Here is a 20776-nt window from a genome sequence, read left to right as displayed (position 1 = left end):
TCCTTGGAAGAGGTTGACGTCGTTCAGCCCTTGACCGCGCCCTCGCCGACGCCGCGGAAGAAGTACCGCTGGAGGCAGGCGAAGAGGACGATGAGGGGCGCCACGGCGATCACGGTGCCGGCGGCGACGAGGCGTTCGTCGTTCGCGAAGGTGCCGTGCAGGTAGTTGAGGCCGATGGTCAGGGTGAACTTGGAGGGATCGCTGAGCACGATCAGCGGCCACAGGAAGTCGTCCCAGGCGCCCATGAAGGCGAAGATCGCCACGACGGCGAGGGTGCCCTTCACCGAGGGCAGCGCGACGCGCAGGAAGCGCTGCCAGGCGTTGGCGCCGTCGACGTAGGCCGCCTCCTCGATCTCGTAGGGCAGATTGCGGAAGGCGTTGCGCATCAGCAGCACGTTCATCGCGCCGATCGCGCCGGGCAGGACGACCCCGATGAGCGTGTTGTTCAGGCCGAGTTCGCGCATGGTGGTGAACTGGGCGATGACGATGCCCTCGACGGGCACGAGCATCGCCAGCACGAAGACGAGCGTGGTCGCGCGCCGCCCGGGGTAGCGCAGCCGGGCCAGGGCGTACCCGGCGAGGGCCGAGCCGACGCAGTTGGTCACGACGTTGGCGGCGGCGACCTTCAGGGAGTTCAGGGCGTAGTCCCAGACCGGGATGGTGTCGGCGACCCGGGTGTAGTTGTGCAGGGTGGGGTGGCCGGGCAGGAAGCGCGGCGGTGAGCTGTAGATGTCCTCGGTGGGGCCCTTGAGGGAGGTGGACAGCTGCCAGAGGAACGGGCCGACGGTGAGCGCCAGCACGGCCAGCAGCAGCAGGTAGCGCAGGGCCAGTTCGCCGGCCCGGATCCGGCGCCCGTGCTCGTCGGTGACGCGCGGCTCCCGGTCGGCTGGGGCCGGCCGGGCGGGCCTCGCCTTCTCCAGGACGCTCATGACTCCTCCCCGCGGTCGGCGCGCAGCACGAGCAGCATCAGGACGACGGTGACGGCGAACACGACGACGGAGAGGGCGGAGGCGTAGCCGACCCGGCCGGTGAGGCCGGTGCCGGTGCGCTGCACGAGCATGACGAGGGTGGTGTCCTCGCCCGCCGGGCCGCCGCTCGGGCCCGCCATCAGGTACACCTCGGAGAACACCTTGAAGGCGGCGACCGAGGAGAGCGCGGCGACCAGCACCATCGTGGAGCGCACGGCGGGCACGGTGACGGAGAGGAAGCGGCGGACCGGTCCTGCGCCGTCCACGGCGGCGGCCTCGTGCAGTTCGCGCGGCACGTTCGCCAGCGCGGCGAGATAGATGATCATGTAGTAGCCGAGGCCCTTCCACACCGTGACGGCCATCGCGCTCAGCAGGAGCAGCCACTGGTCGCTGAGGAACCCGATCCGGCCGATCCCCACGGTCTCCAGCAGCGAGTTGACCAGGCCGCGTTCGTCCAGCAGCCACACCCAGATCAGCCCCACCACCACGATCGAGGCGACGACCGGGGTGTAGAAGGCCGAGCGGAAGAAGGTGATCCCCGGGATGTTCTTCTGCACCAGCAGGGCGAGCAGCAGCGGCAGCACGACCAGGGCGGGTACGACGACCAGCACGTACAGGGTGCTGTTGCGCAGGCCGGTCCAGAACATGTCGTCGTGCAGCAGCTCGCGGAAGTTGGCGAGGCCCACGAAGCGGCCGGGGACCAGGGTGCGGCGGTCGGTGAGGGAGTTCACCAGGGTGGAGACGAAGGGGTAGAGCACGAAGACGCCGGCGATCAGCAGTCCGGGGGCGGCGAACAGCCAGGGGCTGGTGGGCAGCTGGCGTTTGATGCGGAAGGGCGCGGCCATGGCGGGTCAGCCCTGCTGGAGCAGCCGGTCGGCGGCCTTGACAGCGTTGTCGAGGGCTGTCTTCGGGCTCTGCCTGCCCTGCAGCGCCTTGGCGACCTCGTTGCGCAGCGCGGTCTTCATCTGGTCGCTGAACAGTACGGGCGTGTAGTTGACGGCGTTCTTCAGCGACTTGGCGGCGGCGACCCGCACCCGGGTCTCGTCGGTGCCGTCCTCCTTGGTGAAGTACGGGTCGTCCAGGGAGCCGGCGGTGCTCGGGAAGATGGCGACCTTCTTGGCGAAGGACATCTGGTTGCGGGCGTCGGTGACGAAGTGGGCGAAGGCGACCGCGGCCGGGGTGTGCTTGGTGCGGGAGTTGACCATCACACCCATCACGTACATGTTGACGTGCCCCGTGCTGGTGATCTGGTCGGTGATGCCGATGTCCCGGTACAGGCTCGGCGCGTTCTTCTTGAAGTTGCCGAGATCCAGGGCGCTGCCGGGGTTCATGGCGACGGCGCCGGTGAGGAACTTCTTCCCGGTGGACTCCGGGGTGGCGGTCAGCGCCTGCGGATCGAGGGCCTTGGCGTCGTACAGCTGCTTGTACCTGGTGAGGAGCTCGACGCCCTTGGCGTCGTTGAAGGCGAATGCGGTGCCCTGCCGGTTCATGAGCGGGACGCCGTAGCGGCCGAAGTCCTCGATGGTGGGCACGTTGGCGAGGGTGGCGACCTTGCCGTCGCTGTCCTTCGCCATCTTCAGGGCGTCGGAGAAGAGGTCGTCGTACGTCCTCGGCGGCTGGTCGGGGTCGAGTCCGGCCTTGCGGAACAGGGCCTTGTTGTAGAAGAGCGGGCCGGTGTTCAGGTACCAGGGGAAGGCGTACGTGCCGTTCAGGCCCGGTATCTGATGGCTGGCCCAGGCGCCCGGCAGATAGTCGGGCTTGTACGTGCCGGCCGCCTTGTCGAGGTCGAGGGCGAGGCCGGCCCGGGCCAGCGGGGCGACCAGGTCCGGGGAGACGTTGACGACGTCGGGCAGGGTGCCGCCGCCGGCGTCCACGCTGAGTTTGTCGGGGTATCCCTCGGCGGGCTGGTCGATCCACTTCACCTTCGTGCCCGGGTACTTCTTCTCGAAGCCGGCGATCAGGCCCTCGAAGTACGGCTTGAAGTTGGCGCGCAAATTCCAGGTCTGGAAGGTGATGTCGCCCTCCACCTTGCCTGAGGCGTCGGCGGCGGGGCCGTCGTCACCGCCCGAGCCGCAGGCGCTCAGCGGCAGGACGAGGGCGACGGCAGCGGCGGCGAGGGCTCTGCGGGACATGGGCACGGTGACACGGCTCCCTTGCTGTGTCGGGCTGCGGGGTGGCGTCAGCGACCTTGCCCGGGGCCTTCGGAGGAAGTCAATGCATTCGGCTGAACTAAAGCAAATGGTCTTTCATCAGTGCAGGTCAGAGAGGTCTGGCCGAGAACTTGCGGTCAATTGCTAATGCGCTTTAGGGTCTTGACACTCAAGCGCATTAGCTAGCACCCTGCGGAAGGGGGAGAAACGTGCCGACCAGACGGTCCCCCGCCCGCCGGCCCACGATGAAGGACATCGCCCGGCGTGCCGGAGTCTCCGAGAGCGCCGTGTCCTTCGCGCTCAACGGCCGCCCCGGTGTCTCCGAGGCCACCCGCGCCCGGGTCCGCCGGGTCGCCGAGCAGCTCGGCTGGCGTCCCAGCACGGCGGCCCGCGCGCTGTCCGGCGAGGGCGCCGCGACGGTCGGCCTCGTCCTCGCACGGCCCGCGCACACACTGGGCGTCGACTCGTTCTTCCTCCAGCTCGTCTCCGGCATCCAGGAGGTCCTGGCCGAGCGCCACCTGGGTCTGCTCTTCCAGATGGCCGAGGACGTGGCCGACGAATGCGCGGTGTACCGGCGCTGGTGGGCGGAGCACCGGGTGGACGGCGTGCTGGTGGCCGACCCCCGGGCCGCGGATCCCCGGCCCGAGCTGCTGGACGAACTCGGCCTGCCCGCCGTGGTGATCGGCGGCGAACCCGATGTGCGCCGCCCCGGTCTGTCCACGGTCTGGGCGGACGACGCCGGTGCGATGGCCTCGGTCGTGGACGAGCTGACGGCCCTCGGCCACCGGCGGATCGTGCACATCGCCGGCCTGCCCGACCTGGCCCACACCCGGCGCCGGATCGCCACCCTGCGCGCCGAGGCGGAACGGCGCGGCCTCACCGAGGTCCGCTCGGTGACCACGGACTACTCCGACACGGAGGGAGCCGCGGTGACCCGCCGGGTGCTGGGCGGCTCCCCGGCGCCGACGGCGCTCATCTACGACAACGACGTGATGGCCGTGGCCGGCGTGGCCGCCGCCTTCGAGCTGGGCTTCCGGGTGCCGCAGGACGTGTCGGTCGTCTCCTGGGAGGACTCGGCGCTGTGCCGCATGGTCACACCGCGGCTGTCCGCGCTGTCCCGGGACAGCGCGGAGTTCGGCCGTACGGCGGCGCGCGCGCTGCTGGCCCTGCTGGACGGCGACCCGGCCCGTGCGGCGGGTGTGCCGGTACCCCGTCTGACGGGCCGGGGCAGCACCGGCCCCGCGGCGGCCTCCCCTTCCGCCGGGCCCGTGGTGCCCGCGCCCTGAGCACCGCAGGTCCGCCGCACGTCACGGGTGCGTGGTGCTGGCGGGGTGGCCGCGCGACCGCCAACGGGGCGGCGGTGGGCGGAACTTGGCGCGATGATCGATTGACCGGCGTCCGGGCGGACCCGGGTTCTCGACGTGACGGGCTCCGCCGTGCACAGTTCTCCCTACGCGCCTTGATTCATACCGGCGAGTAGTCGGTGTACCTGCGGGCGCGGAGCCGTCGACTAGCCGAGGAGTGCCCGTGACCGACTGGGCCGGCCGCAGTGCCGCCGAGATCGCCGCCGCCGTCCGCGAGAAGCGGGTCACACCCCGGGAGGTGGTGGCCGGCCATCTCGCGCGGATCGAGCGGCTCGGCGGCCGGATCGGCGCGTTCCGGAAGGTCCGGGCGGAGGCGGCGCTCGCCGAGGCCGACGAGGTGGCCTCCCGGGCCGGGCTGGCCGAACTGCCCCTCGCCGGCGTGCCGGTGGCGGTCAAGGACAATCTGGCGGTGCGCGGCGAGTCGTGCCGCACCGGCTCCGCCGCCACCCCGGACGCCCCGGCCGCCGAGGATCATGTGACGGTGGCCCGGCTGCGGGCGGCCGGTGCGGTGGTCGTCGGCCTGACGAACGTGCCCGAACTGTGCGTCTTCGCCACCACGGAGGGCCCGTACGGCATCGCCCGCAATCCGTGGGATCCGTCCCGGACGGCGGGCGGTTCCTCGGGCGGCAGCGCGGCGGCGGTGGCCGCGGGGCTGGTGCCGCTGGCGCTCGGCAACGACGGGATGGGCTCGCTGCGCATCCCGGCGGCGAACTGCGGGCTGGTCACGCTGAAGCCGGGGCACGGGGTGGTGCCGGCCGGGATCGGCAACGGCGACTGGTTCGGCATGTCGGAGAACGGACCGCTGGCCACGACGGTCGAGGATCTGCGGCTCGTGCTGGCCGTCCTCGCGGACACGGAGTTCGGTCGCCGGGAGGACCCCGGCCCCCGGAGGATCGCGGTCGCCCTGCGCAGCCCGGTGGCCGGGGTGAGCGTGAGCCGGCCGTATACGGACGCGGTGCGGCGGGCGGCCGGGGCGCTGGCCGGGGCCGGGCACCGGGTGCGGCAGGCCGAGCCGCCGTACCCGCTCTCGATCGGCGTGACGGCGCTCCAGCACTGGACGGCGGGTACGGCGGTGGACGCCGAGGGCCTGGACCGGGCGCGGCTGGCCCGCCGGACCCGGGTGCACGCGTCGGTCGGCCGCCGCTTCCTGCGCCCGGTCCGCGGCGGTGCCGCCCGGGACCGGCTGCGCGCCCGGCTGACGCCGTTCTTCACCGAGTACGACGTGCTGCTCACCCCGGCGCTGGCCCGCCGCTCCCCGCAGGCCGGCCCGTGGCACGAACGCGGCTGGCTGCGCAACGTGCTCGCCAACACCGCGTATTCGCCCTTCACCCCGCCATGGAACCTGACCGGCTGGCCCGCGATGTCCGTCCCGGTGGGCGCCCTGCCCTCGGGCGCCCCGTGCGCGGTCCAGCTCGTGGGCCGGCCGGGTGCGGAGCCCGTGCTGCTGGAGGTGGCGCAGGAGTTGGAGCGGCTGAGCCCGTGGCAGCGGACGGCGCCGATGGCGGACGGGCGGTAGCGGACCGGCGGCAGCGGATCCGGTGCCGGGAAAAGCCGGAGCCGCGGCCGGTGTCCTGCCGCGGCTTCTCTGGTCGGCATGGGCGTGGGTCCGTCACGCCCATGCGCTTGGCGATCGCGACGATCCCGCCGCGCGGGTCAGTCCACGCTGGGCAGGATGTGGGGCTCGGCGAGGTCGTCCTCGTATCCCGCAAGGCGGATCGGGGCGGACCGGGCCCACACTTCGAGGCTGCCGAGTTCGCCGGGGCGGCGGCCTCCGCGCTCCGTGCGTTCCTTGGGGCGCTGTTCGCGATTCGTCTTCTCCGGTGTCACCGCGCACTCCTTATGTGTCGGGTCACCCTCGGGGCGTACCGGACAGTCTGCGCTTCGGCGCTCGACGCCCGCTCGGGTCTGGATGCATAGCCAGTTCGGACGCGGTGGCGCCGGTACCTCTGCCAGAGCAGGCCGTGGTCAACCGGCTCGCCCCAGAACGGACGATGGGTGTGGGTGGGACCCCGTACTGCTGTCCGTCCGCTCCAGGTTAACCAAATGAGCAGCCATCCGCTCGATAGGGAATGCAAACAAGCTGTAACCGATACGCTTCCTTGAGCCCCTCAATACCCCCTAATATGGGGCTTTTTGAAATAAAACGCTCACTCGCGCGACGAGATGAATCACCCACTCGGCCTATTCAGGCGAACATCTCTTCGAGTCGCTTCGACGGCTGCCCGCGGACCCGGCTCAGTTCAAGTGCCGTTGGCCGCAAGGCAACCTGCCCATGGTCTGCTGACGCGGCAACGGCTGTCTCGCGGAAGGACTGACGCATGGAGCTGCGCAGCGTCGAGGAGCTGATGGATCTGCTGAGCGCCGGCCGGCACCAGCACGCGCTGCGGACCGCGGCGCTGCTGCGCCGCGGGCGGCCCGCCGACAAGGAGCTCCAGGTGGCGGGGCTGGTCCGGGGCATCGGGCCGGTGCTGAGCCCGGGCGATGAGAGGGCCCGGGCGCGGAGGGCGGCCGAGGCGGTGCGCCCGCTGCTGGGAGAGCGGGTGTTCCGGCTGGCCGGCGGGGACGCCGATCCCGACGGCGATGACATGCTGCGGCTGCGCCAGGCCGACGAGGAGGGTCGCGCGGCCGGCTTCGACGCGGGCGTGCTGGAGGACTGGCGCACCGTGCTGGAGCTGGTGGCGGCCCGCCACGCGCGGCTCGGCGCGGTCGACTGAGAGCCGGCCGCCGCCTGCCGCCGCGACCCGGACGTCACCCGTCCGGCGGGTCACCACTTGCCGGGCGCGTAGTCCTTCAGGAAGACGCCGTACAGGTCCTCGCCCGCCTCGCCGCGCACGACCGGGTCGTAGACGCGGGCGGCGCCGTCGACCAGGTCGAGGGGTGCGTGGAAGCCGGCCTCGGCGAGCCGCAGCTTGTCGTAGTGGGGCCGCTCGTCGGTGATCCAGCCGGTGTCGACCGAGGTCATGAGGATGCCGTCGCTCCGGAACATCTCCTCGCCGCTGGTCCGCGTCACCATGTTCATGGCGGCCTTGGCGGCATTGGTGTTCGGGTGTCCCGCGCCCTTGTAGCCGCGGCTGAAGACGCCCTCCATGGCGGAGACGTTCACGACGTACGCCCGGCCGCTCGCCGCCTTCCGCGCCGCGTCGGCCATGGCCGGGCGGAGCTTGCTGATCAGGATGAACGGCGCCGTGTAGTTGCACAGCTGGGTCTCCAGCAGCTCCACCGGCGAGATCTGCTCGATCGTCTGCACCCAGGTGTTGGTGTCGACGACGTCGGGGACCAGGCCGCCCGCGTCGATGGCGGTGCCGTCGAGGTGCCGGGCGATGCTGGCGTTGCCCGCGACCAGGGCGAGATCGGCGACCTCCTGCGCGTCCAGGCCGCTGATGCCGACGGGCAGCGCGGCGAGACCGTCGACCGCACCGGAGTTGAAGGCGCCGATGACCTGGTGGGCGGGCAGCTCGCCGGCGGGCAGCGGGGCGCTCTCGCCCTCGACCAGGGCGGCGTAGGCGGAGGGCAGCCGGCGCACGGTCTGCGTGGCGTTGTTGATCAGGATGTCCAGCGGGCCGGCCTCGGCGACCTGGTCGGCCAGCGCGACGGCCTGGGCCGGGTCGCGCAGGTCGATGCCGACGACCTCCAGGCGGTGCATCCAGTCCGCCGAGTCGTCCATCGCCTTGAAGCGGCGGATGGCGTCCTTGGGGAACCGCGTCGTGATGGTCGTGTGGGCGCCGTCGCGCAGCAGGCGCAGCGCGATGTACATGCCGATCTTGGCCCGGCCGCCGGTGAGCAGGGCGCGCTTGCCGGTGAGGTCGGCCCGCGCCTCCCGCTTGGCGCGGTTCTCGTCGGCGCACTTCTGGCACAGCTGGTGGTAGAAGTAGTCGACCTCGACATACCGCTGCTTGCAGACGTAGCAGGAGCGCGGGCGCTGGAGTATCCCGGCGATCCGGCCGGAGTCGACCTTGGAGGAGGGCAGGATGCCCTCGGTCTCGTCGTCGATGCGCTCGGCGGAGCCGGTCGCGGTGGTCTCCGTGACCGTGCGGTCATGGGCGGTCTTGGCGGCCCGGCGCTCCTGGCGGCGGCGCTGCTTGACCGTGCGGTAGATGCCCGCGGTGGCCCGGCGCACCTTGATCGCGTCGGGGTGGTCCACCTCCAGCTCGTCCAGCTCCGCCAGCACGCCGAGGCAGACGGCCAGCCGCTCCGGGTCGATACCGGGCCCGTAGACCATCTCGTCCATGGACGCCGAGCCGTCCTCTGTCACCGTCATCGCGCTGCCGCTTCCCTGATCACCCGCGCAGCGCTCCGACTCGCGCCCGCCCTCGAACAGGGAATTTTACGGAGCGCCGGGCCCTGGATCCAAACCGCGTTCCGCAGGGGTCCCGGCAGGCACCGACAGGCCGTCGTGCCCCTCCGGCACCGGCGGCCCCCAGAGTCACATCCGCCCCACGGGTCCCAGCCGCACCGGTCCCAGCCGCACCGGGCCACGGTCGGCCGGGCGGCGGCAGCCGGTGCGGTCCGCGCGGTCAGTACTCGCAGACCGACAGCAGCGTCTCGACCTCGGCCGACACCGCGTGCGCGAAGCGGTCGAGGTCCGGCACGGCCTGGGCGTCGGCGACCAGCCCGTAGTGGACCCGTCCGCGATACGTCGAGATCGCGACCGCGAGGGCCTGGCCGGGCGCGAGCGGGGCCAGCGGATACACCTCGGTCAGCTCGTGGCCGCCGAGCCGGAGGCCGAGGCCGGGCAGCGGCACGCTGGTGACGAGGATGTCGAACCAGAGCCGGGCGGCCTGGCCGACCAGCGGCCCGCCGAGCCGGTGGCCGAGGGCCGGGACGTGGTCGGCGAGCAGGGCGACCGCGCCGGCACCCCGGTCGGCGCCCGCGTCCTTGTTGCGGACCATCGCGGTGCGCACGGCGTGCAGGCGCCCGAGCGGGTCGGGCTCGTTCACCGGGAGCCGTATCAGGTAGCCGGAGAGCCGGTTGCCCGGTGGCTGGGCGGTACGCGGGCGGCGCCGGGAGACGGGGATCAGGGCGCGCGGCGCCACGCCCGTGCTGCCGTCGCCGCGCTCGTCGAGCCAGCGGCGCAGGGCACCGGCGACGACGGCGATGAGGACGTCGTTCACGGTGCCGCCCGCGCTCTTGCGCACCCGGTGCACATCGTCGATGTCGAGGACGACCCCGGCGGTGCGGCGGGTGCCGCTGGGCGCGGAGGCCAGCGCGGCGGTCGGGCGCATCCCGAGGGTGGACCTGGCGAGCGAGGCCCCGATGTCCAGGGCCCGGCCCACGTCGGACAGCGCGCCCCTGACCAGGCCGGGGAGCAGGGCGGGCAGCCGGCGCACCTCGGGGAGCAGGCCGCGCGGCGGCGCGGCGGGGCGGGGCGCGCGCTCGGGCAGGTCGACCGGGTCCAGGACGCCGGCGGCGAGCTTGAGCGCGCGCAGCCCGTCGGCCAGGGCGTGGTGGAACTTGAAGAGCACCGCGAAGGACACCCCGTCGGCGCCGGGCAGCACATGCGCCTCCCAGGGCGGCCGGCCGCGCTCCAGCGGGCGCTCCATCAGCCGCCCGGCGACCGCGTGGAAGTCGTCGGTGGGGGCGTGCAGCCGGACGTGGTTCAGCGGGTCGAAGTCCGGATCGGTCTCGCGGGCGGCGCCGCCGAAGGCGAGCGGCTGCCAGAGGTCGCGGATGCGCAGGCGCAGGCCGGGTACGGCGGCGGCGCGGGCGGCGAGCAGATCGGCGGCGTGTGCCCCGGCGGTCGGCGAGTGCGCGGCGAAGACACCGAGCGCGCCGAGGTGCATCGGGTACCGGTCGGACTCCATGTTCCAGAAGGCCAGGTCGAGCGGGGCGAGCAGATCGGAAGTCAAGGTCTTGCCTCACGCGTCGGAGACGGGTGGACCAGCAGTCAATCGCCGACAACTGATTACGGTCAAGTACGATCAGGCTACGTACAGTTAACGCCAGGTTAAGTCCCGTCCCCGCCGAAAGAGGCGGGGCTCAAGAGGCGGCTGAGGTCATTTCAGGACGGGCGGCGCCGCTTCGGGTGACGTACCCCACTCCGACGGGCGCGGGCCGACCGTGAACGCCAGGGAGCGCAGTGAGCGCAGGGCGCCGGTCGTCAGATAGGTACGGGCGTGCGGAGCGCCGTCCGCGCGCACCTCCTGGACGTAGCGGTCGGTGGCCGAGGTGCCGGGCGCCCGTACCGTCAGCCCGCCGCTCGGCCAGTACCGCCGGTCCAGGTCCAGCTCGACACGGTCGAAGACCGGGGTGGTCAGACCCCAGGTGCCGTAGCCCGGCTGGACCGGGAAGAGCCCGATGGACGACAGGACGTCCCAGGCGGACATCGTGCCGAGGTCGTCGTTGCCGGTCATCCCGGCGGGGCTGTCGGTGAACAGGGTCAGCGCCGCGTGCACCACGTCCGTGGTCTTCCAGGGCTGCCCGGTGGAGAGGTAGGTGTAGGGGGCGATGAGGTCCGGCTCGTTCATCGGGTTGTAGGTGGCGGCGTTGTAGTACCCGTACGGGTCGCCGTGCACCCACACCTCGCGGGCGGTCTTCTCCGGGTCGGCGAGCAGCGGGCCGTAGGCGAAGAAGGTGTCGAGGCGCTCGTTGGCCGCGCGGGTGCCGCCGATCAGCCGGACCATGCCGGGGACGTCCTGCGGGACCAGCCACTGGTACTGCCAGGCCGTGCCCTCGTGGAAGCCGATGCCGCGGGCCGGGTCGGCCGGGCCGGTGAAGGCGCCGGAGGCGTCGCGGGCGCGGAAGAAGCCGATGGCCGGGTCGAAGACGTTCCGGTAGTTCCGCGAGCGGGCGGCGTAGCGGTCCGCGTCCTCCTGATGCCCGAGACCGCGCGCCATCTGGGCGAGCATCGCGTCGGCGAGCGCGTACTCCAGCGTGACGGAGGCCCCGTGGTGGTAGTCGGAGTCGCCCGCCTTCGCGTACGGGCGGCCCTTGATGTAGGGCGCGAAGCCGTGCGCGAGGTACTCGGCGTTCGCCTCCCGGCCGACGCCCGGGTTCTCGGCGGGCGGCACGCCGTCGGCGTTCTTCCTCAGCGCCCGGTAGGCCCGCTCCTCGAAGCCCTTGAGCAGCCCCGACTGGTAGGCGGTGGTCAGGAACGGGGTGACCGGGTCGCCGCTCATGATGTTCGTCTCGACCGGGCCGTAGCCCCACTTGGGCAGCCACCCGCCGTCCTCGTCGATCGCGACCACCGAACGGGCCATGTCCCGGGCCTCGCGCGGCGCGAGCAGGGCGAGCAGCTGGGCCTGGGTGCGGTAGGTGTCCCACAGGGACCAGTTCTGGTAGTAGGTGAAGCCCCGGGCGCGATGGGTGCGGCGGTCCCAGCCGAAGTAGCGGCCGTCGGCGTCGCTGCCGATGCTGGGCGCGAGGTACGACCGGTACAGCGAGGAGTAGAAGGTCCGGCGGCGCGCGGGGGTGCCGCCCTGCACGCGGACGTCGTCGAGCCGGTGCTCCCATGCCTCGCGGGCCCGGCGGCGCACGGCGCCGAAGGACCGGCCGCCCTCGGCCCGCAGATTGGTCGCGGCCCCGCCCGAGTCCACGTACGACAGGGCGGTGGTCGCCTCGACCGTGCGGTCCCGGGTGGTGTCGAAGCGGACGTAGGCGCCGCCGGGTCCGGTCCGGGCGCCGGGGGTGACGGTCCGGCCGTCCCAGGTGCCGTAGGCGGTGAAGGGCCGGCTGAAGCGGGTGATCGTGTAGACCGTGTAGGGGCCGGTGTCCCGGCAGAAGCCGTGGCCGGTGACCTCGGTGCGCACGGTGCGGTCGTCCAGGATCTCCACCGCGCTGCTCACCGGCTTGTGCAGGGCCTGGGCCGCGTTCAGCAGGACATTGGCCTTGTCGGTGGCCGGGAAGGTGTAGCGCTGCACTCCGGTGCGGGCGGTCGCGGTCAGCTCGGCGCGGATGCCGGAGGCGAGGCCGACCCGGTAGTAGCCGGGGCTCGCCTCCTCGTCCTCGTGCGAGAAGGCCGCCGCGTACTGGGCGTAGTCGGTCTGGGTGACGTCACCGGTGGTGGGCAGCACGGGCAGGTCGCCCCCGATCCGGCAGCCGACGCCCGAGAGGTGGACCAGGGAGAAGCCGCGGATACGGTTCTGCGTGTAGTCGTAGCCGGTGCTGTGCCCGGTGTCCGGGGAGAGCTGCACCATGCCGAAGGGCACGGCCGCGCCGGGGAAGGTGTTGCCCTCGTTCTGGCTCCCGATGAACGGGTTGACCAGGTCGGTGAGGTGGCCGTCGGTCCGCTCGGCGGAGCGTGCGGCGGGGGCGGCGATCAGCGCGGACGCTGCCATCACCCCGGCCAGGCACAGCCCTGTGCGCCGGGTCCCTCTCATGTCGGATGACCTCCGCAGGTTGCACATCGTTGCCTGCATCCTGAACGGCGAACGGTGCGAACCCGGGCATTCCCCGCGATCGACGTGCGACGCGTCGCGCCGCGGGGGCCGCTGACGGCGGGTCCGTCAGGGCACCCGCTGACCCTTGCCCAGCGCGATCACACCGCCCCTTGAGACGGTGTACAGCTCGGCGTCCCGCTCCGGGTTGACGCCGATCGTGGCGCCCGGCGGGACGTCCACGTTCTTGTCGAGGACCGCGCCGCGGACCACCGCACCCCGGCCGATGCGGACGTTGTCGTGCAGGACCGAGCCCTGGACGACGGCGCCGGGGTCGACGCGGACGCCCGGGGAGAGCACCGAGCGGGTGACCTGGCCGCGGATCAGGCAGCCCGGGCTGATGATGGACTCGCTCGCGATGCCGCCCGCGTTGAAGCGGGCCGGGGAGAGCTGGCCGGAGTGGGTGTAGACGGGCCACTGGCGGTTGTAGAGGTTGAACGCGGGGCGCTCGGCGATCAGGTCCATGTGCGCCTCGTAGTAGGCGTCCAGGGTGCCCACGTCCCGCCAGTAGCCCTGGTCGCGGCTGGTCTCGCCGGGCACGTGGTTGTCGCTGAAGTCGTACAGCCGGGCCTCGCCGCGCGCGGTCAGCTGGGGCAGGATCGAGCCGCCCATGTCGTGCACGGACCCGCCGTCCTCGGCGTCCCGGTGCAGCGCCTCGATCAGGGCCTTGGTGGTGAAGACGTAGTTGCCCATCGAGGCGAACACGCGCTCCGGGTCGTCCGGCAGTCCCGGAGGGTCGGCGGGCTTCTCCAGGAACCGCTCCACGGCGCGGCCGTCCGGACCCGGCGTGATCACCCCGAACGAGGAGGACTCCGCACGGGGCACCCGGATGCCGGCCACCGTCACCCCCGCGCCGCCCTCGATGTGCTGCCGGAGCATCTGCCGCGGGTCCATGCGGTAGACGTGATCGGCGCCGAACACGGCCACGTAGTCGGGCTGTTCGTCGTGGACGAGGTTCAGGGACTGCAGGATCGCGTCGGCGCTGCCCAGGTACCAGCGCGGTCCCAGGCGCTGCTGCGCGGGGACCGGGGTGACGTAGTTGCCGAGCAGGCTGGACATCCGCCAGGTGGTGGTGATGTGCCGGTCCAGCGAGTGCGACTTGTACTGGGTCAGCACACAGATGCGCAGCACGTCGGCGTTGACGAGGTTGGACAGCACGAAGTCGACGAGGCGGTACGTCCCGCCGAAGGTGACGGCGGGTTTGGCGCGGTCGGCGGTGAGCGGCATCAGACGCTTGCCCTCGCCGCCCGCCAGCACGATCCCCAGTACGGAAGGTCCTCCACGCCGCATGGCCGCTCCCCTCACCCCGGTCGAACCATGGCTGCCCCGAGCGGGCCGTGCTAAGCCTGCTTGAGGGTCTCCTCGTACAGCCCCGCCGTGCGGCGGGCCACCGTGTCCCAGCCGAACTCGCCGACCGCCCGCTCCCGTCCGGCCTCGCCCATCCGCCGGGCCGCGTCCGGGTCGCCGAGCACGGTGTCCAGCGCCCGGGCGAGCCCGGACTCGAAGGCGTCGTCCACGTCGACCAGCAGGCCGGTACGCCCCTCGTCGACGACCTCGGGAATGCCGCCCACCCGGGACGCGACGACCGGCGTGCCGCAGGCCATCGCCTCCAGGTTGACGATGCCGAGCGGCTCGTACACCGAGGGGCAGACGAACACGGCCGCACGGGTGAGCAGTTGGATGACCTCCGGGCGCGGCAGCATCTGCGGGATCCAGAACACGCCCGCCCGCACCCGGCGCACCGCCTCGAACAGCTCCTGGAACTCCCGGTCGATCTCCGGGGTGTCGGGCGCTCCCGCGCACAGCACCACCTGCACGCCGCGGTCGATGTCCCGTACCGCGCGCAGCAGTTGGGGCACGCCCTTCTGCCGGGTGATCCGGCCGACGAACAGCACGTACGGGCGGGCGGGGTCGATGCCGTGCCGGGTGAGCGCGTCGGTGCCGTGGTCGGGCCGGTAGAGCCGGGTGTCGATGCCGTTGTGGACGACGTGGACGCGGGCCGGGTCCAGCGCCGGGTAGCAGGCGAGGACGTCCTCCCGCATGGCGCCCGAGACGGCGATCACCGCGTCGGCGGCCTCGACGGCGGAGCGCTCGGCCCAGGCCGACAGGGCGTATCCGCCGCCCAGTTGCTCGGCCTTCCAGGGGCGCAGCGGCTCCAGCGAGTGGGCCGTGACCACGTGCGGGATGCCGTACAGCAGCTTGGCGACATGGCCGGCGAGATTGGCGTACCAGGTGTGGGAGTGGACGAGTTCGCGGCCTTCCAGCGCGGCGGCGACGGCGAGGTCCACGGAGAAGGTGCGCAGCGCGTCGTTGGAGCCGTCCAGCGCGGACCAGGGGCGGTGCCGTACGACGCCGACGCCGCGTCCCTCGCCCCAGCAGTGCACCTCCAGGTCCACCAGGGCGGCCAGCTCGCGGGCGAGGAACTCCACATGGACACCGGCGCCGCCGTACACGTCCGGGGGGTACTCCCGGGTCAGCAGTCCCACTCGCACCCGACAACCCCCTGGTATCCGCGGCAGGTTCCCCCATGGTCACCCAGATGCGGCGCCCGGGGAAGAGCGCGGCGGGCGCGTGAAGCAGCAGTCGCCGCAGAGCCCGCCGCCGGGCACCCGGTAGTACAGGCAGCAGCTGCGGCGCCGGAAGGCCGGCCCGGTGCGGACACCGGTGGCGGACAGCTGCGGGTGGGCGAAGAGCCGGTCGGTGAGGCCGCGGGTGCGGGCGGCGACGTCGGTACGGCCATGGGCGCGGGCCCAGCGGCTCAGCTCCCGGGCGGCGGCGGCGAGCGCGGAGCCCGCGTTGCCCCGCAACAGGCCCGCCGCGACGCCGTAGCGGGCCCCCAGGGCCGCCGCCAGGGGCTCCAGATGGCCGTGCAGCACGGTGTCGGCGAGGGTGGCCGCGTCCCCGGGCAGCGGGCGCAGCTCGGTGAGCCACAGATCGTCGGGGACGGCGGCGAGGGCGTCCCAGCGCAGCAGGCGCGGGTCGAGATCGGGCAGCGCGCCGTACAGGACGGCGCAGCCCAGGGCCGCCGACCAGAGCCGGGCGGCCAGTCCCTGCTGGGCGATGGAGGCGGCGACCCGCGGCTCGGCGGTGCGCAGCCGCTCCGCGACGGCGGTCACCCGCGCGGTGACCGGATCCGGGCAGACGTCCGAGGTCATGCCCGCGTAGGCGTCCGCGAGGGACGGGAGCCGCCGGGCACCGGCGCCGCCGGCACCGGCCGCGTCCGGGAGGGTGCGCAGCACGAAGAAGCCGCCGAGGGGGCGCAGTGCGGCGAGTTCGGGGTCGAGGTCCACGACAGGCACTACTACCAGGCGCGTCGCCGCCGGGAGCGGCCGGGTGTGCATCCGGAGTCACCCCTCCAAAGGATGATCACGCGGCCCGTGTACTCCATCGGCAGTAGGACGCATTGCGTGCTCAGGTACGACGACGGGAGGGACCGGGGCGGGCAGAGTGATGACCATGACAGCCGACCGTACGCCGCGCCGGGTTCAGGACGTCCGCCGCACGCCGAGGAGACGCCGATGAGCGCTCTGGCGATGTCCGTGCTCCTGTCTGTCGTCTCCGCACTCGCCTACGCGGGCGGAGCGATCGTGCAGGAGCAGGTCGCGATCTCCTCCCCCGACAGCGCGTACCTCCCGCTGCGCCGCGCCGGCTGGTGGGGCGCCCTGGCGCTCAACGGTCTCGGCGGTGTGCTGCACGTCGTGGCGCTGGCCTTCGGACCGCTCAGTCTGGTCCAGCCGCTCGGCGCGCTGACCATCGTCTTCGCGCTGCCCATGGCGGCGCTCTGCGTCGGCCGCCGGGCCGGTGCCACCGCCTGGCGCGGGGCCCTGACGGCCACGGTGGGCCTCGCCGGCCTGCTGTCCCTGGTCGGCTCCTCCTCCGCGCACTCTCCCGACGCGGCGCAGCGGCTCCTGAGCGCGCTGGTCACCGGCGGGGCGGTGGTGGCGCTCATGTGCGCGGGTCTGGCCGCGCAGCGGCATCCGGCGGTGCGCAGCATGCTGCTCGCCACCGCCTCCGGCATCGCGTTCGGCATGTCGTCGGTGTTCACGAAGACCGTCGCCGTCGACTGGAGCCGGGGCATCGACCTGGGCGACCTGCCCTCGTTCGCGCTGATCGCCCTGTTCGCGGCCGCCGGCGTCCTGCTCTCCCAGGCCTCCTACCGGGGCGGCGGCCTCGCCGCCCCGCTGGCCACGCTGACGGTGGTCAATCCGGTCCTGGCCGCCGCGGTCGGCATCCTGATGTTCGGAGAGACGTTCCGCTACGGCGGCACGGGCACCGTGCTCGCCCTGGGCTGCGGGGTGGTGGCGGCGGGCGGCCTGATCATGCTGACGTCGGAGCGGCTGGAGCGTACGACGGCTCCGGCCGCAGCCGAACCGGACCCGGCGGCGGCACCGGCGGAGCCCCTGGCGGCGCCCGTGGCCGAGGCCGCCGCCGCCGTCGCGCCGCCAACCGTCTTCGCGCCGGCCCTCCCGCCGCAGGCCGCCTTCTCCCCGTTCCTCCTGACGGCCCTCAGGACACCGGCGGCCGTTCCCTCCGCGGCTGTCCTGTCGCCGGCCAAGGCATGGCCGACGGTTCCGCCGCAGGCCGCCGCCTCGCCGACCGGGGTCTTTCCGGCCGCCCCGTCGTGGGTCGTCGCCGAGGCGGTGCGGGCCGCCACGCTGACCCGCCCCGGTGTGCCGCGGCAGCGCGAGAGCGCGCGCAGCGGAACGGAACGGGGGGCGGACCGGGCCGCGGGCCCCGCCGCCGGACCGGCGGCACCCGCGGCGCGGGCGCTGCTCGTGCCGGGTGCGGCCCGGACCCGGCCGGGCGCGGGCGCCGAACCGCCCGCCGCCGCCCTCCCCGTGTCGTACGTTCCGCTGTCCGTGAGCTTCCACGTGCCGCTGCCGGACCTGCGCCGGCCGCGCGTCAGATCCTGACGCCGCCGGCCCGGAGGTAGGCGAGCGGGTCGATGTCCGAGCCGAAGCCGGGTCCCGTGCGCACCTCGAAGTGCAGATGCGGGCCCGTGACGTTCCCGGTGGAGCCCGAGCGCCCGATGCGCTGGGCCTCGGTGACGCTCTGGCCGACGCGGACGGAGATGGCGGACAGATGGGCGTACTGGGTGTACCGGCCGTCGGCGTGCCGCAGCACCACCTGGTAGCCGTACGAGCCGCCCCAGCCCGCGGCCACCACGTGCCCGGCCGCCACCGCCTTCACGGAGGTGCCGGTCGGCACCAGGAAGTCGACGCCGGTGTGGTAGCCCTTCGACCAGTGGGAGCCCGCCACGCGGTAGCCGGTGCCGATGGAGGCGGTCACCGGGGCGACCCGCGCGTGCCGGGCCGGGGCCGGGGTGTGGTGCGTGGCGGGGTGCTCCGAAGGGGCCTTCTTCTTCGGGGCCTTGGGTGCGGTCCTGGGCGGTGCGGCCTTGGCGTGGCCGTTCAGGCTGAGCCGCTGGCCGGGCATGATCAGGTCGGGGTCCGGGCCGATCGTCGTGCGGTTGCCCGCGTACAGCGTGCGCCAGCCGCCGGCCACCCGCTGGTCGCCGGCGATGCCGGAGAGGGTGTCGCCGTGGACCACGGTGTACATCTCGGCCCGGCCCGCACGGGACTGCGGGGTGCTCTGCGGCTGCACGTCCTTGGCGGACGCGGATCTCGGGGCGGTGGACTTCGCCGGGCGCGGGGCCCCGGAGTCCGGGTGCACGTCCGGGCCGGGCCCGCCCCGGCCCAGTCCGGCCTGCACCGAGCAGACCGGCCAGGCGCCGGGCCCCTGCCCGTCCAGGACCTTCTCGGCGACGGCGATCTGCTCGGCCCGGGTGGCGAGGTCGGCGCGCGGCGCGTACCGGGTGCCGCCGTACGCCTCCCAGGTGGACCGGGTGAACTGCAGCCCGCCGTAGTAGCCGTTCCCGGTGTTGATGCTCCAGTTGCCGCTGGACTCGCAGGCGGCGACCTTGTTCCAGGTCGCCGCGTCGGCGGCGTTCGCGGTGCCGGCGGCGACCAGCGGGATCGCGAGGCCGGCACCGCCAGCCGTGACGGTGAGTGAGGCGCGGTTGATCCTGTTCGGCTGGTACCGGCGGTGCCGGCCGCGTACGGCCATGTCCGAATTCCCCTCGGCATGCGTCAGGAGGGGAAAAAGTAAGCGCCCCGAACAGGCCATGACAAGACAGGAAATCGGCCTCCCGCATCGGTCAAGTGGCCGGGAACGGCCCCTGCTTGATCCAGGAGGGCGGCAGACTGAGGCGGAACGCGGTCCCGCCGCGTACCCATGCGTGGCGGGTCGAATGTGCGCTCGCCGTAGCGGCACGTCAGGATGGGCAGGGACCCGTACTGACGGAGCCGTAGTCACGAGGCAACCAGGGAGCAGGCGGTATGAGCACTTCAGCGCAGATCGGTGTCACGGGCCTCGCGGTCATGGGCCGCAATCTCGCCCGGAACTTCGCGCGCAACGGTTACACGGTCGCCGTGCACAACCGTACGGTGTCGCGGACGAAGGCGCTGGTGGAGGAGTTCGGCGGCGAGGGCGACTTCATCGCGGCCGAGACCGCCGAGGAGTTCGTGGCGGCGCTGGAGCGGCCACGCCGGCTGGTCATCATGGTCAAGGCGGGCGGTCCGACGGACGCGGTGATCGAGGAGTTCGCCCCGCTGCTGGAGCCCGGCGACATGATCATCGACGGTGGCAACGCGCACTTCGCGGACACCCGCCGCCGCGAGAAGGCACTGCGTGAGCAGGGCATCCACTTCGTCGGCATGGGTGTGTCCGGCGGCGAGGAGGGCGCCCTGCACGGGCCGAGCATCATGCCGGGCGGCCCGAAGGAGTCGTACGAGTCGCTGGGCCCGATGCTGGAGAAGATCTCGGCGAAGGCGAAGGACGGCGCTCCCTGTGTGACCCACGTGGGTCCGGACGGTGCCGGACACTTCGTGAAGATGGTCCACAACGGCATCGAGTACGCCGACATGCAGCTGATCGGCGAGGCGTACCAGCTGCTGCGCGATGTCGCCGGATACTCCCCCGCCGAGATCGCGGAGATCTTCCGCACCTGGAACCAGGGCCGCCTCGACTCCTATCTGATCGAGATCACCGCCGAGGTCCTGTCCCACGTGGACGCGGCCAGCGGCAAGCCGTTCGTGGACGTGGTGGTGGACCAGGCCGAGCAGAAGGGCACCGGCCGCTGGACGGTCCAGATCGCCCTCGACCTGGGGGTACCCGTGTCGGGTATCGCCGAGGCGGTGTTCGCCCGTTCGCTGTCCGGCCACGCCGCGCTGCGCGAGGCCTCGCGGGAACTCGCCGGGCCGAAGCCGGCGGCGCTGAGCGAGTCGGAGGCGGCGGTCTTCGCCGACAAGGTGGAGCAGGCGCTGTACGCCTCGAAGATCGTGTCGTACACCCAGGGCTTCCACGAGATCGCGGCGGGCAGCGAGGAGTACGACTGGGACATCGACCTCGGCGCCGTGTCCGCGATCTGGCGGGGCGGCTGCATCATCCGCGCCGCCTTCCTCGACCGGATCCGGGCCGCCTACGACGCCCGGCCCGACCTGCCGAGCCTGCTGTCCGACGAGACGTTCGCGCGGGAGATCGCCGGGGCGCAGGACGACTGGCGCGAGGTGGTCATCGCCGCGACCCGCCAGGGCGTGCCGGTCCCCGGCTTCTCGGCGGCGCTGGCCTACTACGACGCGCTGCGCGCCGAGCGGCTGCCCGCCGCGCTCACGCAGGGGCAGCGGGACTTCTTCGGGGCGCACACCTACCGGCGGGTGGACCGGGACGGTTCGTTCCACACGCTGTGGGGCGGGGACCGCTCCGAGGTTTCCGCCTAGGCAGGGGACGGGGCGCCGCTGATGCCGCGCGCCACCGGGCCCCCCCCCCCCCCCCCCCCCCCCCCCCCCCCCCCCCCCGCGCCGCCGCGCGGGCGGCCCGCCGGGCGGGGGGGCGGGGAGGGGGCCGGGGCGCGGGGGGGGGGT

Annotated in this window: 16 protein-coding genes; 5 read left to right on the top strand and 11 right to left on the bottom strand. The window is 73.1% G+C overall.

Going from position 1 to position 20776, the window contains the following annotated elements; all coding sequences use genetic code 11:
- Window positions 1-23 precede the first annotated feature (23 nt).
- Genes ACF073_RS08485 through ACF073_RS08475 form a run of 3 tightly spaced genes read right to left on the bottom strand, consistent with a single transcriptional unit; the run spans window position 24 to window position 3106 of the window.
- A complete protein-coding gene (locus ACF073_RS08485; protein WP_392067747.1) occupies window positions 24-929 on the bottom strand; it encodes a carbohydrate ABC transporter permease in 906 nt (301 codons plus the stop codon).
- On the bottom strand, window positions 926-1813 hold the full coding sequence (locus ACF073_RS08480) for a carbohydrate ABC transporter permease (protein ID WP_392067746.1): 888 nt from the start codon (window positions 1811-1813) through the stop codon (window positions 926-928). Before ACF073_RS08480 ends, ACF073_RS08485 begins: the two co-directional genes overlap by 4 nt.
- Window positions 1814-1819: 6 nt before the next feature.
- The gene (locus ACF073_RS08475) at window positions 1820-3106 is read right to left on the bottom strand and encodes an ABC transporter substrate-binding protein (RefSeq protein ID WP_392067744.1); all 1287 of its coding nucleotides are present in this window, start codon (window positions 3104-3106) and stop codon (window positions 1820-1822) included.
- A 221-nt stretch (window positions 3107-3327) separates the two neighbouring features.
- Between ACF073_RS08475 and ACF073_RS08470 the strand changes: the two genes are divergently transcribed.
- Together ACF073_RS08470 and ACF073_RS08465 are read left to right on the top strand one after the other, a co-directional pair.
- Entirely contained in the window at window positions 3328-4404 is a 1077-nt protein-coding gene (locus ACF073_RS08470) for a LacI family DNA-binding transcriptional regulator (RefSeq protein ID WP_392067742.1), read from the top strand.
- Window positions 4405-4645: 241 nt separating this feature from the next.
- The gene (locus ACF073_RS08465; RefSeq protein WP_392067741.1) at window positions 4646-5998 is read left to right on the top strand and encodes an amidase; all 1353 of its coding nucleotides are present in this window, start codon (window positions 4646-4648) and stop codon (window positions 5996-5998) included.
- 137 nt (window positions 5999-6135) lie between these two features.
- Here the strand turns inward: ACF073_RS08465 and ACF073_RS08460 are convergent, their stop codons facing one another.
- Window positions 6136-6309, bottom strand: a complete 174-nt coding sequence (locus tag ACF073_RS08460; protein WP_392067740.1) for a hypothetical protein — start codon at window positions 6307-6309, stop codon at window positions 6136-6138.
- A 491-nt stretch (window positions 6310-6800) separates the two neighbouring features.
- Here ACF073_RS08460 and ACF073_RS08455 point away from each other — a divergent pair, with 491 nt between their 5' ends.
- Complete coding sequence (locus ACF073_RS08455) at window positions 6801-7196, top strand: hypothetical protein (protein WP_392067739.1); 396 nt, start codon at window positions 6801-6803, stop codon at window positions 7194-7196.
- Between the two features lie 50 nt (window positions 7197-7246).
- Here ACF073_RS08455 and ACF073_RS08450 read toward each other — a convergent pair whose 3' ends face one another.
- The 6 genes from ACF073_RS08450 to ACF073_RS08425 all read right to left on the bottom strand — a co-directional run bounded on the left by ACF073_RS08450 (window position 7247) and on the right by ACF073_RS08425 (window position 16144).
- Complete coding sequence (locus ACF073_RS08450) at window positions 7247-8740, bottom strand: SDR family NAD(P)-dependent oxidoreductase (protein WP_392067738.1); 1494 nt, start codon at window positions 8738-8740, stop codon at window positions 7247-7249.
- Window positions 8741-8996: 256 nt separating this feature from the next.
- Window positions 8997-10328 (bottom strand): wax ester/triacylglycerol synthase family O-acyltransferase, encoded by a 1332-nt coding sequence (locus ACF073_RS08445; protein ID WP_392067737.1) that lies wholly within the window; start codon window positions 10326-10328, stop codon window positions 8997-8999.
- A gap of 147 nt (window positions 10329-10475) precedes the next feature.
- The gene (locus tag ACF073_RS08440; RefSeq protein WP_392067736.1) at window positions 10476-12797 is read right to left on the bottom strand and encodes a GH92 family glycosyl hydrolase; all 2322 of its coding nucleotides are present in this window, start codon (window positions 12795-12797) and stop codon (window positions 10476-10478) included.
- A gap of 126 nt (window positions 12798-12923) precedes the next feature.
- A complete protein-coding gene (glgC, locus tag ACF073_RS08435) occupies window positions 12924-14144 on the bottom strand; it encodes a glucose-1-phosphate adenylyltransferase (RefSeq protein ID WP_392067735.1) in 1221 nt (406 codons plus the stop codon).
- A 50-nt stretch (window positions 14145-14194) separates the two neighbouring features.
- Window positions 14195-15346 carry a glycogen synthase gene (glgA, locus tag ACF073_RS08430; protein ID WP_392067734.1) on the bottom strand — a complete coding sequence of 384 codons (1152 nt, stop codon included), beginning with the start codon at window positions 15344-15346 and terminating at the stop codon, window positions 14195-14197.
- Between the two features lie 39 nt (window positions 15347-15385).
- Complete coding sequence (locus ACF073_RS08425; RefSeq protein WP_392067733.1) at window positions 15386-16144, bottom strand: (2Fe-2S)-binding protein; 759 nt, start codon at window positions 16142-16144, stop codon at window positions 15386-15388.
- Between the two features lie 228 nt (window positions 16145-16372).
- Here ACF073_RS08425 and ACF073_RS08420 point away from each other — a divergent pair, with 228 nt between their 5' ends.
- On the top strand, window positions 16373-17767 hold the full coding sequence (locus ACF073_RS08420; protein WP_392067731.1) for a DMT family transporter: 1395 nt from the start codon (window positions 16373-16375) through the stop codon (window positions 17765-17767).
- On the opposite strand, the gene ACF073_RS08415 is transcribed toward ACF073_RS08420, so the two are convergent.
- On the bottom strand, window positions 17757-18920 hold the full coding sequence (locus tag ACF073_RS08415) for a transglycosylase family protein (protein WP_392067730.1): 1164 nt from the start codon (window positions 18918-18920) through the stop codon (window positions 17757-17759). The genes ACF073_RS08420 and ACF073_RS08415 overlap by 11 nt on opposite strands.
- Before the next feature lie 272 nt (window positions 18921-19192).
- On the opposite strand from ACF073_RS08415, the gene gndA reads away from it, so the two are divergent.
- Window positions 19193-20632, top strand: a complete 1440-nt coding sequence (gene gndA, locus ACF073_RS08410) for an NADP-dependent phosphogluconate dehydrogenase (protein ID WP_392067729.1) — start codon at window positions 19193-19195, stop codon at window positions 20630-20632.
- Window positions 20633-20776: the final 144 nt, after the last annotated feature.

Origin of the sequence: Streptomyces sp. NPDC015171 (assembly GCF_043079545.1) — a bacterium.
GTDB lineage: Bacteria > Actinomycetota > Actinomycetes > Streptomycetales > Streptomycetaceae > Streptomyces.
The sequence above is the reverse complement of the archived record's forward strand: the minus strand, read 5'-3'. Positions and strand labels throughout refer to the sequence as shown.